We start from the raw sequence: 14,535 nt of genomic DNA on the forward strand, positions 1-14,535 counted from the left end.
CGTGGGGTCAGTGCCGGTGCTGGCGGGTCACGCCCGCATCGAATTGCGCGACGATTTGCTGCCAGCCGGCGGCGGATAAAGCGGCATCATCCAGCGCAGTGGGTGCCGTTGGAGCATTGCCTCGGTTGAGCCAGATGTCCGGGGCGGCGTCGGACGTTTCGCTGATGCGCATCAGAAACGAGCCAGCGACGGCTGGGCGAGGACTTGCGCCGAAGTAGGCGCGATCCTCCAGCTGTTGCCAGGCATGGCCGCCGCGGCTGACGGAGCTGGCGTCCTGGGCGAACGGGGCAAAGCCTTCATCGGCCAGCGTCTGCGGGGCGGGCAGGGACTGCTGGTCCTCGCGCAGCAGGTGAATTTCATCCAGGGTCACCCGCAGATCGGCATAGATGCCTTGTTCCGCGGCGTCGAGGTCGCGGCGAGCGTCTATCTGGTTCGAGGCGAGTTGAGCGGTGTCTTCGATTTTGCCGTGCCACGCCACCACGGACCCGGCCGCCAGGACGATGATCAGGCAGAGCAGCAACACATAAAGGGTTTCATGGCCGGCGCCGGCGGGGCGAATCACTTGGGTGGTGGGGCTGTTCATGGGGCCTCGATGTCGGCTTGGTCGATTTCCACCACGTGGCCGGGGCCAGCGTCGAAGAGCACGTAGAATTCGGCGTTCGGTTTCTTGAAGGTCACCGTCGAGTCGGCGCCGAGCTTGCCCGGCACCAGGATGGTTTCGTCGTAGCCGATCACGTCCAGGGTCACCCCAGGTGCACCGCTGCCGTCGGAAAAACCACCGGTGCACTGGATCTGTTCGGCGTCGATGGCCTTGCATTGGCACATCGGGTTATGGGCCAGGGCGCTGGTGCTTGCACTTGCGCAGAGCAACAGCGCCACACCATTGAGACAGGCGCGCAAGGTCATGGTCGGGCTCCTTGAGTGTTCAGCCAGGCGACGGTGGCCGGGGAGGCCTGGCTCAGGGGAATGGCGGCCTGGTGCATCGAACCGTCCCAGCCCTCCAGGGTTATCCACAGCTCTGCGTCGGGTTGGGTCTTCGCCGGCACCGGCAACAAGGCACCCATGCGATAGGGCGAACCGAAGAAAATCACCCCGGCTGCCCGCAGGCTGCGGGGTTTACCGATGCGCAGGTAGGTGGCCTTGACCTGGCTGATGCAGGCTTGGCACAACGCGGCGTTGAAATGCTTCATTGGCCCGGCCGGGCCGTTCGGGCGTGGGGCTTCATTGCGAAATTCGGCTAGGCGCAGACTCCATGGGCCAACCTGAACCTCGCCGATCTCCCGTTCGCCGAGCCCGGTATCGCCGCGAAACAACGCCGCTTCCGAGAAATACTTTGGCATGAATCCCAGGGGAATCAGCAGCAGCAACACGTTGAGGTGAAAACGCCATTTGCGCCAGAACAGGCTCAGGCGTGACGGTGGCGAGGCTGTGTTGGGCGCGGTCACAGGTTGCCCTCCGGCGAATCACGGTGCATGGACGGCTGCAACGATTGCGCAACTCGAACGGGTTTCTGGCTGCGCTTGAACGCATTGGCGGTGGCCAAGGTGGTGCGTTTGGTCCAGATCAGCAGGCCACTGAGGACCATCATGCTGAGGATCAGACCGAAGAAGAACCAGATGAGCTTGATCCAGATTCCACCAAAATCCCCGGTGTGCAGCGGACGCATGGACTCGGTGACGAATTCCAGCGCCGTACGGTCGGTCAACAGCCTGGAGGCCGCCACATCGCCGTTGTAAGGGTTGAGCGTGGCGGTCTGGTACATCAGGGGGTACCAACCACGGCCGCCGATTTCCAGATGACTGTAGGCATTGCCGGGCAGGCTGATAAAACTCGCTTCCAAGCCAGGGATGCGCTGTTGGGCGATTTCAATGGCCCGGTCGAGGCTCAGTTGCGTCGGCGCAACGCCGTCGGCTGACAGAGGCACGTCTTCGCGGGCGACGACGGGAATGACAGGTGCGCTGGAAATGGAGATCTGGTTGTCAGACAGTGAGGCTTCGATCAGGAACCAAGTGCCGGTGATGGAGATAACCGCGATGAACCAGATCGACCAGATACCGCTCAGCCGGTGGAAGTCGCCCCAGAAAATGCGTGCGCCATGACGCAACCGCAGGGTTGGACGGAAAAAGCCTTTCCAGAAGCGCTTGTAGACCACCAGCCCGGTTATCAGCGACGCCAGTAACGGTAGGCCCAGAAGCGACACCAGGTACCAGCCCCAACTGTAGCCGTTGGTGAATGGCACCAACCACCAACCGTGCAGCGCGCGGGTGAAGCCCCTGAAGTTGAACGCCGGCGCCGAGCCCTGGACAACGCCGCTGTACGGGTTGACGTAGACCGTGTCGGGGCGCCCGTCGGGGTAGGTCACCTTGACCTCCAGCGCAAAATGCGACTCGTCCGGACGTGCGATGCCCTGCACCTGGGTTTGCGGCTGGGCTTGCTTGATTGCGGCAATGACTTGGTCGTAGCTGAGCAGCGGGGCGTCGTCCGATGGCTTGCTTGCGCGCATGTCGGGGTTTACCAGCCAGACGATTTCCTGGCTGACCACCGCGAGGGTGCCGGTCACGCAAACGATGAGCACGAAAAACCAGATGGGCAGGGCCAGCCAGCTATGAACCAGGAACCAGAGTTTGGAGCGGGACTTCTTCGACATGATTGAACGTCTTGATTCGATGAAAGGCTCGGTATTACGGGCTTCGCAACACCCTGAACCCTGAAAGGCCGGCCGTGGCTTTTGCCGACGCGGCCTGCTGCATCTAATTAAGACGAACGAGCAAAGGAAATCCTGAAGGGGAAGATGAAAGAAAATGTTTCTCGTTTATGTCTGTGGTTTCGTGGCGAGGGAGCAAGCTTCCTCGCCACCGTTGTTGGCCTGGGAACAGGTCAGCCTTGCTGTTGGAACATTTCTCTGGCCCGCTGCTCGATTTGCTCCTGAGTCAGGTCCTCCTTGTGCGTCGCCAGGAACCACACATGCCCATAGGGATCTTTCAACGTGCCGGTGCGATCGCCATAGAACTGGTCCTTGACCTCGGAGATCACCTTGCCGCCGGCGGCAATGGCCTGGGCAAATGCGCGGTCTACGTCCTCGACATATAAATGCAGGCCCACCGAGGGCGATAGGTCGGGGTTGCTCAGCGGGCCTTGGTCGCAAGGCGTGCCGAGCATGATCGGATAGCCATTGATCCGCAGCTCGGCATGTCCGATGCCACCGTCGGGCATGGCCAGGCGCATGACCTCGGTCGCATTGAAGGCCTGTTTGTAGAAATCGATGGCTTCGGCCGCTTTCTGAATACCCAGGTAGGGAGTGATATTACGGAAATCTTCGGGAACGGCTTGAACGCCCATGACGTTTCTCCTTTTTGTTATGGGAGGCGAAGAGAGTCTTCGTCGATTTTTGCTCATCCACTATAGGTCAGCCGTCATGGACGGGGTCATGGCCCGACGAACGCCTCACGGTTGTTCCAGCAAATGCGCCCCCGGCCCCTGTTTGCCTAGCGCATCGCCTTGGTTACGCAGCGGACACGCTTGCATCGACAGGCAGCCGCAGCCTATGCAGCCGTTGAGTCGATCGCGCAGCGCTATCAGTTGGTTGATGCGCTCGTCCAGGTCGCGGCTCCACTGCGCCGACAAGACTTTCCAGTCCGCTGCGGTAGGGGCGCGGTGGTCCGGCAGGGTTTGCAGCGCTTCGCCGATCTCCGCCAAGGGAATGCCCAAGCGTTGGGCGACTTTGATCAGCGCCACACGGCGTAACACTTCCCGTGGATAGCGGCGTTGGTTGCCCTGATTGCGCGTGCTTTTGATCAGCCCCTTGGATTCATAAAAATGCAGGGCCGTGACCGCCACGCCGCTGCGGGCGGCTAGCTGGCCGACAGTGAGTTCCTTATGGACATTTATCGGCGTCATTACCTGAATTTCCTGCTTGACCTAAAGTTAACTAGAGGTTTTACCCTGCACGCCTTCGGATCGCAAGATCCGCCTTACCTGCAATCGGGGGCCTCCATGCAATCGCCAAGGAACAATCACAGCTTTACCCAACTGATGGAATTCGACATCGAACCGCAGTGGCGACAGGCGCTGGTCGCGGTGCTGTCGGAATACACCGAGCGCCTGGCGCGGGATCACCAAGGTTTGCTGAATGCCAGTATCCAGGCCAGTGAGGACGGTCGGCGCGTGCTCAATTATCTGCGTTGGCGAACCCGCGAGGAGGGCGAAGCGGCGCTGCGAAGCCTGGAAAGCGGCGAGCGGGATTTCTGGCAACTGATTCAGGCGCACCGAGCCAAAGCCGTGACGTTCGGCTCGTTTCAGGTGGTGCGCAACATCGAACGCAGCCTGGACGATGCGCTGCATTGCCGGTTGGTTGATTAAGCGCAGCGGCCGATCCGCAAAGACAATAGCCACTATCGAAAGGGTTGATTTCTGCCGCGCGGGGCCGGCGGGTAGCCTTTGTTCATCGCCCAACTACAGAACATCGGACACCCGCCATGAACCGTCTCCTTGCTGTCTCGTTGCTGCTGACTGCCACCGTATTGAGCGGTTGCGCCACTTCCTCTCCGGAGCTGCGTCCCTACACTGCCGACGAGGCTCGTGAATTAGCCTTGGAAGCCTTGAATCGGCGAGGCCTGTCGTTCGAGGAGTACCACGCGAAAAAGACCGAGTTGCTCGGCACCGCGCAGAAAAACGTGGGCTTCGACGACCGGGGCGAGATGAGCGCCGAGCGGGTCGAGCAACGGCCGGGCCGGTCAAGCTGACAGACTGTACCGCTCGAAGTTTTGCCCAACTGTCCATGGGTTTGCACCGGGACGTGGGGTAGGGTCGTGACTCGACTGGCTGCTCCGACGGATTGACCTGACATGACCCTTTCGCTTGACCTGTTGCTGGGCTTCGCCCTGTTTGCCCTGGTGACGTCGATCACGCCAGGCCCGAACAACACCATGTTGTTGGCCTCGGGTGTCAACTTCGGTTTCAACCGCACCATTCCTCACATGCTGGGTATCACCTGCGGCTTCTTTTCCCTGGTGCTGGCGGTGGGCCTTGGCCTGGGCGCGGTGTTCCAGACGTACCCTCTGCTCTATACGGCGCTGCGCTACATCGGTGCGGCATACCTGCTGTACCTGGCCTGGAAAATAGCTCATTCCGGTCCAGTCTCGGAAAGCCAGCCCGGGGAAAACACACCGATCAGCTATTGGGGCGCCGCAGCATTCCAGTGGGTCAATCCCAAGGCCTGGATCATGGCAATCGGCGCCATCAGCACTTACACGCCCCTGCAGGGTTATTTTTTCAATGTGGTGGTGATCGCGGCAGTCTTTGCTTTGATCAACCTGCCAAGCGTGAGCCTGTGGGTGGTGTGCGGTAGCCTGTTGCGCAACCTGCTGCGTGATCGCCGCTGGCTGCGCGTGTTCAACTGGGGCATGGCCCTGTTGCTGATCGCCTCGCTGTACCCGTTGTTGCTTGAAAGCATCAGTTGAGGGCTGAGCTTCGGCGCGATGCCTGCTAAGCTCGCTGTTCGGGAGCGTTCCTACGCACTTTTAAACGAAGTCCGACTTCTTTAGGGTCTTTGATCAGGTATTGCTAGTCTCGAACCCAACGAGGGCGCCTGATCCCGGAGCAGGCTCTGCGAGTTTCCTATGAATAAACGTCCTTTATATTTCGACTACGCCGCCACCACGCCGGTGGACGAGCGGGTCATCCAGGTCATGGTCAAGTGTCTGGGCTTTGACGGCAATTTCGGCAACCCGGCCTCCAGTTCCCATGCCTTCGGCCAGGAGGCCCGGCGCTCGGTGGAGCGCGCGCGCCAGCAGGTGGCGCAGTTGGTGGGGGCTCAGGTCGAACAAATCGTCTGGACGTCCGGCGCCACCGAATCGAACAATCTGGCTCTCAAAGGCGTCGCCCACGCGCGTGGCGGGGGCGGCGGGCATATCATCACCAGCCTGATCGAACACAAGGCGATTCTCGATACGGCACGGCAGCTCGAAGAAAGTGGCGTTGCGGTGACTTGGCTGGCCCCGGACGCCGAGGGCCTGATCAGCCCGCAAGCCGTTCGCCAGGCAATGCGCGAAGATACGTTCCTGGTGTCGCTGATGCTGGTGAACAACGAGCTGGGCACCGTCAATGACGTCGCTGCCATCGGCGAGATCGTTCGCCAGCAGGGTACGCTGTTGCATGTGGACGCGGCCCAGGGCGCCGGAAAAGTGAAAATTGACCTGGCTCGTTGGCCGGTGGACCTGATGTCTTTTTCCGCCCACAAGATCTACGGGCCCAAGGGCATCGGTGCGCTTTATGTCGGCGACCGTGCGCGGCCGCGGCTGTCGGCGCAGATTCATGGCGGTGGACATGAAGGCGGGTTGCGCTCCGGCACCCTGGCTACCCATCAGATCGCTGCCATGGGCGCCGCATTTGAACTCGCGGCCGAGGCATTCGATGATGAACTGGCAAAAATCGCCCGGTTGCGCAATCGTTTGCTTGAGCCGTTGCTGGCCCTGCCAGGTGTCCGTATAAACGGCAGCGCGACCCGACGAATCCCCCACACGTTGAGCCTGACCTTCAACGAGGGTGAATTCAACCCGGCGACGTTGGGCGCCTCCATAGCGTTTTCCGCGACCTCGGCCTGCAATTCCGCACATAACACCCCATCGCACGTGTTGCTGGCCCTGGGGCACGATGCGCGCGCGGCGGGGCGAACCATTCGCCTGAGCCTGGGGCGCTTTACCACCGAGCAGGATATCGACGAGGCGGTGCGGCTGATCAAGGCAGTCTGCGCGGCGGCTCCGGCGTTTTGGGCAACCACACCATAAGCCGAACCTATTCGGCACCGAACAACAATATTGAACAGCAGGAGAAACGATGAGCACCGAACCTTTGACCCATGGACTGGTTCCCCAGCGCCTGGCCCGGATTCGCCAACTGATGAGTCGCGAAGGCATTCATGCGCTGTTGGTGCCATCGGCCGACCCGCATCTGTCGGAATATCTGCCGGGTTATTGGCAGGGCCGGCAATGGCTGTCGGGGTTCCATGGCTCGGTGGGCACCTTGATCGTGACCGCCAGTTTCGCCGGCGTCTGGGCCGATAGTCGTTATTGGGAGCAGGCCACCAAGGAGCTTGACGGCAGCGGTATCGAGCTGGTCAAGCTCATTCCAGGCCAGCCTGGGCCGCTCGATTGGCTCGCAGAACAAACGCCTCAAGGTGGGGTGGTTGCCGTCGACGGCGCCGTCATGGCCGTGGCATCGGCCCGGACCTTGAGCGGCAAGCTTGAGGAACGCGGCGCGCGGTTGCGCGCCGACATCGATCTGCTCAACGAAGCCTGGTCCGATCGGCCAGACCTGCCTGATCAACCGGTCTACGCGCACCTTCCTCCCCAAGCCACGATCAGCCGGGTCGAAAAGCTCGCCAAGTTGCGTGAAACCCTCAAGGAGCGTGGTGCCGACTGGCATTTCATCGCCACGCTCGATGACATCGCCTGGCTGTTCAACCTGCGCGGCGCGGATGTGTCGTTCAATCCTGTGTTCGTCTCCTTTGCCTTGGTCAGCCAGCAACAGGCGACGCTGTTCGTCGCGTTGGACAAGGTTGACGCGTCGCTGCGTGCCGTTCTAAAGCAAGACGGGGTGACCCTGCGCGACTACAGCGAAGTGGCTGGCGCGTTGCGGGAGGTGCCCGTCGGCGCGAGTCTGCTGGTCGATCCGGCAAGAGTGACCGTCGGCCTGCTGGACAACGTGGACGGCGGTGTGAAGCTGGTCGAAGGACTCAATCCGACGACACTGGCCAAATCCCGGAAAAGCCTGGCCGACGCCGAGCACATCCGGCGGGCCATGGAGCAGGATGGTGCGGCGCTCTGTGAGTTCTTCGCCTGGCTGGAGGGTGCCTGGGGCCGTGAGCGTATTACCGAGTTGACCATCGATGAGCATCTGACCGCTGCGCGCACACGCCGCCCGGATTTTGTTTCCCTGAGCTTCAACACCATTGCTGCGTTCAACGCCAACGGTGCGATGCCTCACTATCACGCCACGGAAGAAGCCCATGCGGTCATCGAAGGCGATGGCCTGTTGCTGATCGATTCCGGTGGTCAGTACCTCGGCGGCACCACCGACATCACCCGCATGGTGCCGGTCGGAACGCCCACCGCCGAACAGAAGCGTGATTGCACCCGCGTGCTCAAGGGTGTGATTGCCCTGTCCCGAGCCAAGTTTCCTCGAGGCATTCTGTCGCCATTACTGGATGCCATCGCACGCGCGCCGATCTGGGCAGAACAGGTGGATTACGGGCACGGCACCGGTCATGGCGTCGGTTATTTCCTCAACGTCCATGAAGGACCGCAGGTGATTGCCTACCAGGCGGCTGCCGCGCCACAAACGGCGATGCAGGCGGGCATGATCACTTCCATCGAACCGGGCACCTACCGTCCCGGTCGTTGGGGTGTCCGCATCGAGAACCTGGTATTGAATCGCGAGGCAGGAAGCAGCGAGTTTGGCGATTTTCTCGAGTTCGAAACCCTGACCTTGTGCCCGATCGACACTCGCTGCTTGGAGCCAGCGCTGCTGACCCAAGATGAAAAGGACTGGTTCAATGCCTATCACGCCGAGGTTCAGCGTCGATTGAGTCCGTTGCTGGAAGGCGACGCGCTGCAATGGTTGAACACTCGGACATTGGCAATTTGATCTAACGGTCAGACGAGGGCTTCACGGACGAAGTCCAGCCGGTCCTGGCCGAAGAACAGTTCATCGCCGACGAACATGCTCGGGGCGCCGAACACTCCTCGCGCAATCGCTGCTTCGGTGGCTGTCTTGAGTGCTTCCTTGATTTGCACGTCAGCCGTCAGGGCCAGCACGTAACCGGGATCGAAGCCCTCCTTGTCCAGGACCGCAGCCACGGTCGCCGAGTCGTTGAGGTTGCGTGCGTCGACCCACAAAGCTCGAAACAGGCAATCGATGAAAGCTTCGAAGCGATCAGGCTGGCGCAGTTGCATGCCGGTTACGGCACGCATCAGCAACAGCGTATTGATCGGGAAATAGGGATTGAGATTGAAGGCAACGCCATAGCGTTTGGCGAAACGATTCAGATCCTTGAAAAGATAAGGACCCTTGGCCGGGATCGTTACCGGTGACGCGTTGCCCGTCGCCTTGAAGACCCCGCCCAGCAACATCGGACGATAGACCAGCGTACTGCCGGTCTGCACACAAAGCGTTGGTAACTGGGTGTAGGCCAGGTAGGCGGTCGGGCTGCCGAGGTCAAAGTAAAACTCCACCGATTTGCTCATCGTTCTGTGCTCTTGTTGTTATGGGGAGGGTTTACCAACGTTCGTTCCAAGGGCGCAGGTCCAGTTCAAAACTCCAGGCGTCGCGCGGCTGGCTGTGCAAGTACCAATAACTGTCGGCGATGTGGGCGGGATTGAGGATGCCGTCGTCATCTTTGGTCGCATATTTTTCCGGGAAGTTATCGCGGATGAAGTCCGTGTCGATGGCCCCGTCCACCACTACGTGGGCGACGTGAATATTCATCGGCCCCAGTTCACGCGCCATGCTCTGGGCCAGGGCGCGGATGCCATGCTTGGCGCCTGCGAAAGCGGCGAACCCCGAAGCACCGCGCAAACCGGCAGTGGCCCCGGTAAACAGAATTGTCCCATGCTGACGCTTGACCATGCGCTTGGCCACTTCTCGGGCGTTGAGGAACCCTGAGAAGCAGGCCATCTCCCAGATCTTGAAATACTTGCGCGCGGTTTCTTCGAGGATGCTGCAAGGAACGTTTGCGCCGATGTTGAACACAAAGGCTTCAATCGGGCCGATCTGGCTTTCGATGCGTTCGATCAGCGCGATGACATCTTCTTCATTGCGTGCATCACAGGCAAAGCCGTGGGCTTCGCCGCCCTGGGCGCGGATTTCATCTACCAATGATTCGAGTTTGTCGGCGCTACGGCGGGTAACGCAAGCGACGAATCCCTCCTGTGCGAAACGCTTGGCAATCGCTCCGCCGGTAGCGTCGCCCGCGCCAACTACCAGTACGACCTTCTTGTTATTCATGATTCGCCTCATTGGTAAACGATCGTTAGCTAAACGGACGTTATGCTAAGATTCGACGAGCGTCAAGGTGAGCAATCAGAGGCCAGAGCATGCGTTATTCAGCCAATCACAAGATGGAAACCCGCGAAAAGCTGCTTGCCAGCAGCGCCGTTTCAGCCAAGAAATCGGGCTTCTCCACGGTTGGAGTCGATGGCTTGATGAAAGCGATTGGGTTGAGCGGCGGAGCGTTCTACAGCCACTTTTCATCTAAGGATGAGCTTTTCAAGGTCATCGTCGAACGGGAATTGGCTCATAGCCTGGATCGCTTGAGTGACGGTGCCATGGACTCTGCGAAACTGGAGCGTTGTCTCAGGCAATACCTGAGCATGAGCCATGTTGAACAGCCCGAGATCGGTTGTGCGCTGCCGGTGTTGGGGGCAGAGATCGCTCGTGCGGATGCCCAAGTGAGAGAAACGGCGCAAGACTGGATCTGTCGGCTGCACAAAAGCTGGGCAAATATACTGGGGAGCGACAGTTTGGCTTGGGCCATCCTGTCGCAATGCGTAGGCGCGCTGGTTGTTGCGCGGATGCTGGCAACGCCGGAGATCCAGCGTGATGTCCTTAAGTCCAATCACGCCGAGATCAGTCGTCGGATCGCTGAACAGCGACCCGACTGACGTCGTTTATTTACAGATGACGATCATGCTGCGACTGGTGTAGCCGGCGGGGTTGAGTCCGAAGGGATAATCCCCAGGCTCTTCGACCGCATCACCGGACTTGGCGATCACCTTGTAACCCTTGGGAGCGCATGAGTCGGCGGCGCGGGCCGCGCACTGATCCCAGGAAGAGGACAGGCCGGAACAGTTAATGTGAAGACCTTTTTTGCCGCGCTTGACTTCAGTTTTCGATGTCGCCGCGCAGCCCGCAACTGCAAGTACGGCGATCAGTATCAAAATTCGTTTCATTCCCGTCCTTATGATCGCCGTGGATCTTACGTCCGCGTGCGAGCGTATTCGCTCTTGCTTGAAGCGTTCATGACGTCCTGTAGGAAAAATCCATGTCTGACATTAGGTTACCGGCCTAAACATGGCCTAAATGTGCGGCAAATGCCAGACCTTCGTTGAATCCTGCTTCAATCCGCCGCGATGACGGGTTTCGCGGTGTTAGCCATTGTCAGCGTTGCACCCACCGACGCGAGAATGATGCAGCCAATGGCCAGCCATTGGGCCAGTGATAAGTATTCATGGAGGAACACAAGCCCGGACAAAGCGCCGATTGCGGGTTCGACGCTCATCAGCGTGCCAAAGGTGCGAGCTGGCATTCGGGTCAGAGAGATCATTTCCAAGGTGTAGGGCAGGGCGGTCGATAAGAGCGCGACGCCTATTGCAACTGGGATCAGGCTCGGGGTGAGCAGCGCGGCACCGGCGTGGATGATGCCGATGGGGGCAACGAACAGGGCGGCGATCATGACTCCCAGTGCGGCGGTCTGGACACCGTTGTCCGCGCCGGCCTTTTGCCCAAAGAGGATGTAAAGCGCCCAGCAGGCTCCCGCGCCCAGCGCATAACCAGCGCCGGCCAGATCAATGCCAGTGCCGGCGGTGCCGGTCGGGATCAAAAGAAGCAGGCCGATCACGGCCAGGGCAATCCACAGGAAGTCGATTGCCCTGCGCGATGCATAAATGGCGACCGCCAAAGGGCCAGTGAACTCCAGCGCCACGGCTATTCCCAGGGGAACGGTGCGCAGCGACATATAGAAGAGAAAGTTCATGCCACCTAACGCCATCCCGTACACGATCACAGTACGCAGGGATTGAGCGGTCAGCTTGGCGCGCCAGGGGCGCAGTAATACAAGCATGATGATGCTGGCAAAGATCAATCGTAGTGTGGTGGTTCCTTGAGCGCCCACCTCGGCAAACATGCTTTTGGCAAGGGAGGCGCCAGACTGGATGGAGGCCATGGCTATCAGTAGTAGGGCAACCGGGTAAAGGGTTGATACCAGGCTGCGATGTGAGGATGTCATTGCGAAGTGTTGTCCAGATAAAGGGCAGAGAAGGTTGCAGTGAGCAGTATATTGCGCAGTCAGAGCGGTTTCGTCCATATATGGGGGTGGATTTAGACCGGCTCGCAGTTAATAGATAGAAAGAACGAATTAAAGGTTGACGGCAAAATCCAGACGTCTATAATTCGCCCCACTTCCGGCGCAGTCGAAACGGAAAACTCCTTGAGATTCAACGAGTTAAGTAGGTTTCGAAGGTGCAGGGCTTCAGTTCATCGAGGTCCGGAAGGAGTTGATGGGGCGGTGTTGTAAGGCTCTGTTGACGGTTCGATCTTCTCGGTCGAAAGCGGTGAAAAAGAGGTGTTGACAGCAGCGAGTAACGCTGTAGAATTCGCCTCCCGCTAACGAGAGATCGGAAGTGCAAGTGGTTGAAGTTGTTGATGTTTCCCAAGCGAAACTTTGAAAACTTCTGAAAATAACCGCTTGACAGCAACACCAGGCGCTGTAGAATGCGCGCCTCGGTTGAGACGAAAGAATCAACCCACCGCTCTTTAACAACTGAATCAAGCAATTCGTGTGGGTGCTTGTGGAGTCAGACTGCTAGTCAACAGATTATCAGCATCACAAGTTACTCCGCGAGAAATCAAAGATGTAACCAACGATTGCTGAGCCAAGTTTAGGGTTTTCTCAAAACCCAAAGATGTTTGAACTGAAGAGTTTGATCATGGCTCAGATTGAACGCTGGCGGCAGGCCTAACACATGCAAGTCGAGCGGTAGAGAGGTGCTTGCACCTCTTGAGAGCGGCGGACGGGTGAGTAATGCCTAGGAATCTGCCTGGTAGTGGGGGATAACGCTCGGAAACGGACGCTAATACCGCATACGTCCTACGGGAGAAAGCAGGGGACCTTCGGGCCTTGCGCTATCAGATGAGCCTAGGTCGGATTAGCTAGTTGGTGGGGTAATGGCTCACCAAGGCGACGATCCGTAACTGGTCTGAGAGGATGATCAGTCACACTGGAACTGAGACACGGTCCAGACTCCTACGGGAGGCAGCAGTGGGGAATATTGGACAATGGGCGAAAGCCTGATCCAGCCATGCCGCGTGTGTGAAGAAGGTCTTCGGATTGTAAAGCACTTTAAGTTGGGAGGAAGGGCATTAACCTAATACGTTAGTGTTTTGACGTTACCGACAGAATAAGCACCGGCTAACTCTGTGCCAGCAGCCGCGGTAATACAGAGGGTGCAAGCGTTAATCGGAATTACTGGGCGTAAAGCGCGCGTAGGTGGTTCGTTAAGTTGGATGTGAAATCCCCGGGCTCAACCTGGGAACTGCATTCAAAACTGTCGAGCTAGAGTATGGTAGAGGGTGGTGGAATTTCCTGTGTAGCGGTGAAATGCGTAGATATAGGAAGGAACACCAGTGGCGAAGGCGACCACCTGGACTGATACTGACACTGAGGTGCGAAAGCGTGGGGAGCAAACAGGATTAGATACCCTGGTAGTCCACGCCGTAAACGATGTCAACTAGCCGTTGGGAGCCTTGAGCTCTTAGTGGCGCAGCTAACGCATTAAGTTGACCGCCTGGGGAGTACGGCCGCAAGGTTAAAACTCAAATGAATTGACGGGGGCCCGCACAAGCGGTGGAGCATGTGGTTTAATTCGAAGCAACGCGAAGAACCTTACCAGGCCTTGACATCCAATGAACTTTCCAGAGATGGATGGGTGCCTTCGGGAACATTGAGACAGGTGCTGCATGGCTGTCGTCAGCTCGTGTCGTGAGATGTTGGGTTAAGTCCCGTAACGAGCGCAACCCTTGTCCTTAGTTACCAGCACGTTATGGTGGGCACTCTAAGGAGACTGCCGGTGACAAACCGGAGGAAGGTGGGGATGACGTCAAGTCATCATGGCCCTTACGGCCTGGGCTACACACGTGCTACAATGGTCGGTACAGAGGGTTGCCAAGCCGCGAGGTGGAGCTAATCCCACAAAACCGATCGTAGTCCGGATCGCAGTCTGCAACTCGACTGCGTGAAGTCGGAATCGCTAGTAATCGCGAATCAGAATGTCGCGGTGAATACGTTCCCGGGCCTTGTACACACCGCCCGTCACACCATGGGAGTGGGTTGCACCAGAAGTAGCTAGTCTAACCTTCGGGAGGACGGTTACCACGGTGTGATTCATGACTGGGGTGAAGTCGTAACAAGGTAGCCGTAGGGGAACCTGCGGCTGGATCACCTCCTTAATCGACGACCGCAGCTGCTTCATGAGCTCCCACACGAATTGCTTGATTCATTGAAGAAGACGAAAGAAGCAGCCCGAAATTGGGTCTGTAGCTCAGTTGGTTAGAGCGCACCCCTGATAAGGGTGAGGTCGGCAGTTCGAATCTGCCCAGACCCACCAATTTTGTGTGGGAAACGCCTGTAGAAATACGGGGCCATAGCTCAGCTGGGAGAGCGCCTGCCTTGCACGCAGGAGGTCAACGGTTCGATCCCGTTTGGCTCCACCACTACTGCTTCTGTGTAAAGCTTAGAAATGAGCATTCCATCACGGTGATGAT

The 14,535-nt window shown here is 58.7% G+C and carries 16 protein-coding genes, 2 tRNA genes and 1 rRNA gene; 9 read left to right on the plus strand and 10 right to left on the minus strand.

What is annotated here, in order from left to right; genetic code table 11:
• Positions 1–7 precede the first annotated feature (7 nt).
• The 6 genes from PFLQ2_RS19560 to soxR form a co-directional block, all read right to left on the minus strand.
• Entirely contained in the window at positions 8–583 is a 576-nt protein-coding gene (locus PFLQ2_RS19560) for a DUF6162 family protein (RefSeq protein ID WP_003179596.1), read from the minus strand.
• Positions 580–906, minus strand: coding sequence for a hypothetical protein (locus PFLQ2_RS19555; RefSeq protein WP_003179597.1), 327 nt, complete (start codon positions 904–906; stop codon positions 580–582). The genes PFLQ2_RS19560 and PFLQ2_RS19555 overlap by 4 nt, the downstream gene beginning before the upstream one ends.
• Positions 903–1,445, minus strand: coding sequence for a hypothetical protein (locus tag PFLQ2_RS19550; RefSeq protein WP_003179598.1), 543 nt, complete (start codon positions 1,443–1,445; stop codon positions 903–905). The genes PFLQ2_RS19555 and PFLQ2_RS19550 overlap by 4 nt, the downstream gene beginning before the upstream one ends.
• Positions 1,442–2,647 (minus strand): PepSY-associated TM helix domain-containing protein, encoded by a 1,206-nt coding sequence (locus PFLQ2_RS19545; RefSeq protein ID WP_003179600.1) that lies wholly within the window; start codon positions 2,645–2,647, stop codon positions 1,442–1,444. Before PFLQ2_RS19545 ends, PFLQ2_RS19550 begins: the two co-directional genes overlap by 4 nt.
• 230 nt (positions 2,648–2,877) lie before the next feature.
• Entirely contained in the window at positions 2,878–3,339 is a 462-nt protein-coding gene (locus PFLQ2_RS19540) for a VOC family protein (protein WP_003179602.1), read from the minus strand.
• A 105-nt stretch (positions 3,340–3,444) separates the two neighbouring features.
• Positions 3,445–3,897 carry a redox-sensitive transcriptional activator SoxR gene (soxR, locus tag PFLQ2_RS19535; RefSeq protein WP_003179604.1) on the minus strand — a complete coding sequence of 151 codons (453 nt, stop codon included), beginning with the start codon at positions 3,895–3,897 and terminating at the stop codon, positions 3,445–3,447.
• A gap of 96 nt (positions 3,898–3,993) precedes the next feature.
• Here soxR and PFLQ2_RS19530 point away from each other — a divergent pair, with 96 nt between their 5' ends.
• From PFLQ2_RS19530 to PFLQ2_RS19510, 5 genes are all read left to right on the plus strand, one after another.
• Positions 3,994–4,359 (plus strand): antibiotic biosynthesis monooxygenase, encoded by a 366-nt coding sequence (locus PFLQ2_RS19530; RefSeq protein WP_003179606.1) that lies wholly within the window; start codon positions 3,994–3,996, stop codon positions 4,357–4,359.
• A 116-nt stretch (positions 4,360–4,475) separates the two neighbouring features.
• Positions 4,476–4,742, plus strand: coding sequence for a hypothetical protein (locus tag PFLQ2_RS19525; RefSeq protein ID WP_003179608.1), 267 nt, complete (start codon positions 4,476–4,478; stop codon positions 4,740–4,742).
• A gap of 102 nt (positions 4,743–4,844) precedes the next feature.
• A complete protein-coding gene (locus tag PFLQ2_RS19520) occupies positions 4,845–5,459 on the plus strand; it encodes a LysE family translocator (protein WP_003179610.1) in 615 nt (204 codons plus the stop codon).
• 159 nt (positions 5,460–5,618) lie between these two features.
• Positions 5,619–6,785 carry a cysteine desulfurase family protein gene (locus PFLQ2_RS19515; RefSeq protein ID WP_003179612.1) on the plus strand — a complete coding sequence of 389 codons (1,167 nt, stop codon included), beginning with the start codon at positions 5,619–5,621 and terminating at the stop codon, positions 6,783–6,785.
• 49 nt (positions 6,786–6,834) lie between these two features.
• The gene (locus tag PFLQ2_RS19510) at positions 6,835–8,643 is read left to right on the plus strand and encodes an aminopeptidase P family protein (RefSeq protein ID WP_003179613.1); all 1,809 of its coding nucleotides are present in this window, start codon (positions 6,835–6,837) and stop codon (positions 8,641–8,643) included.
• A gap of 8 nt (positions 8,644–8,651) precedes the next feature.
• On the opposite strand, the gene PFLQ2_RS19505 is transcribed toward PFLQ2_RS19510, so the two are convergent.
• Both PFLQ2_RS19505 and PFLQ2_RS19500 read right to left on the minus strand, forming a co-directional pair.
• Positions 8,652–9,242 carry a 2-hydroxychromene-2-carboxylate isomerase gene (locus PFLQ2_RS19505; protein WP_003179614.1) on the minus strand — a complete coding sequence of 197 codons (591 nt, stop codon included), beginning with the start codon at positions 9,240–9,242 and terminating at the stop codon, positions 8,652–8,654.
• A 31-nt stretch (positions 9,243–9,273) separates the two neighbouring features.
• The gene (locus PFLQ2_RS19500; protein WP_003179616.1) at positions 9,274–10,002 is read right to left on the minus strand and encodes an SDR family oxidoreductase; all 729 of its coding nucleotides are present in this window, start codon (positions 10,000–10,002) and stop codon (positions 9,274–9,276) included.
• An 89-nt stretch (positions 10,003–10,091) separates the two neighbouring features.
• Between PFLQ2_RS19500 and PFLQ2_RS19495 the strand changes: the two genes are divergently transcribed.
• Entirely contained in the window at positions 10,092–10,658 is a 567-nt protein-coding gene (locus PFLQ2_RS19495; protein WP_003179617.1) for a TetR/AcrR family transcriptional regulator, read from the plus strand.
• Between the two features lie 6 nt (positions 10,659–10,664).
• On the opposite strand, the gene PFLQ2_RS19490 is transcribed toward PFLQ2_RS19495, so the two are convergent.
• Both PFLQ2_RS19490 and rhtA read right to left on the minus strand, forming a co-directional pair.
• On the minus strand, positions 10,665–10,946 hold the full coding sequence (locus PFLQ2_RS19490; RefSeq protein ID WP_003179618.1) for a hypothetical protein: 282 nt from the start codon (positions 10,944–10,946) through the stop codon (positions 10,665–10,667).
• A 167-nt stretch (positions 10,947–11,113) separates the two neighbouring features.
• On the minus strand, positions 11,114–12,001 hold the full coding sequence (rhtA, locus tag PFLQ2_RS19485) for a threonine/homoserine exporter RhtA (protein ID WP_003179619.1): 888 nt from the start codon (positions 11,999–12,001) through the stop codon (positions 11,114–11,116).
• A 682-nt stretch (positions 12,002–12,683) separates the two neighbouring features.
• Between rhtA and PFLQ2_RS19480 the strand changes: the two genes are divergently transcribed.
• The 3 genes from PFLQ2_RS19480 (at position 12,684) to PFLQ2_RS19470 (ending at position 14,484) form a co-directional block, all read left to right on the plus strand.
• Positions 12,684–14,220 (plus strand): 16S ribosomal RNA (locus tag PFLQ2_RS19480).
• 81 nt (positions 14,221–14,301) lie between these two features.
• Positions 14,302–14,378 (plus strand) — tRNA-Ile (locus PFLQ2_RS19475).
• A 30-nt stretch (positions 14,379–14,408) separates the two neighbouring features.
• Positions 14,409–14,484, plus strand: a tRNA-Ala gene (locus PFLQ2_RS19470).
• Positions 14,485–14,535 lie beyond the last annotated feature (51 nt).

Origin of the sequence: Pseudomonas fluorescens Q2-87 (genome assembly GCF_000281895.1) — a bacterium.
Lineage (GTDB): Bacteria > Pseudomonadota > Gammaproteobacteria > Pseudomonadales > Pseudomonadaceae > Aquipseudomonas > Aquipseudomonas fluorescens_S.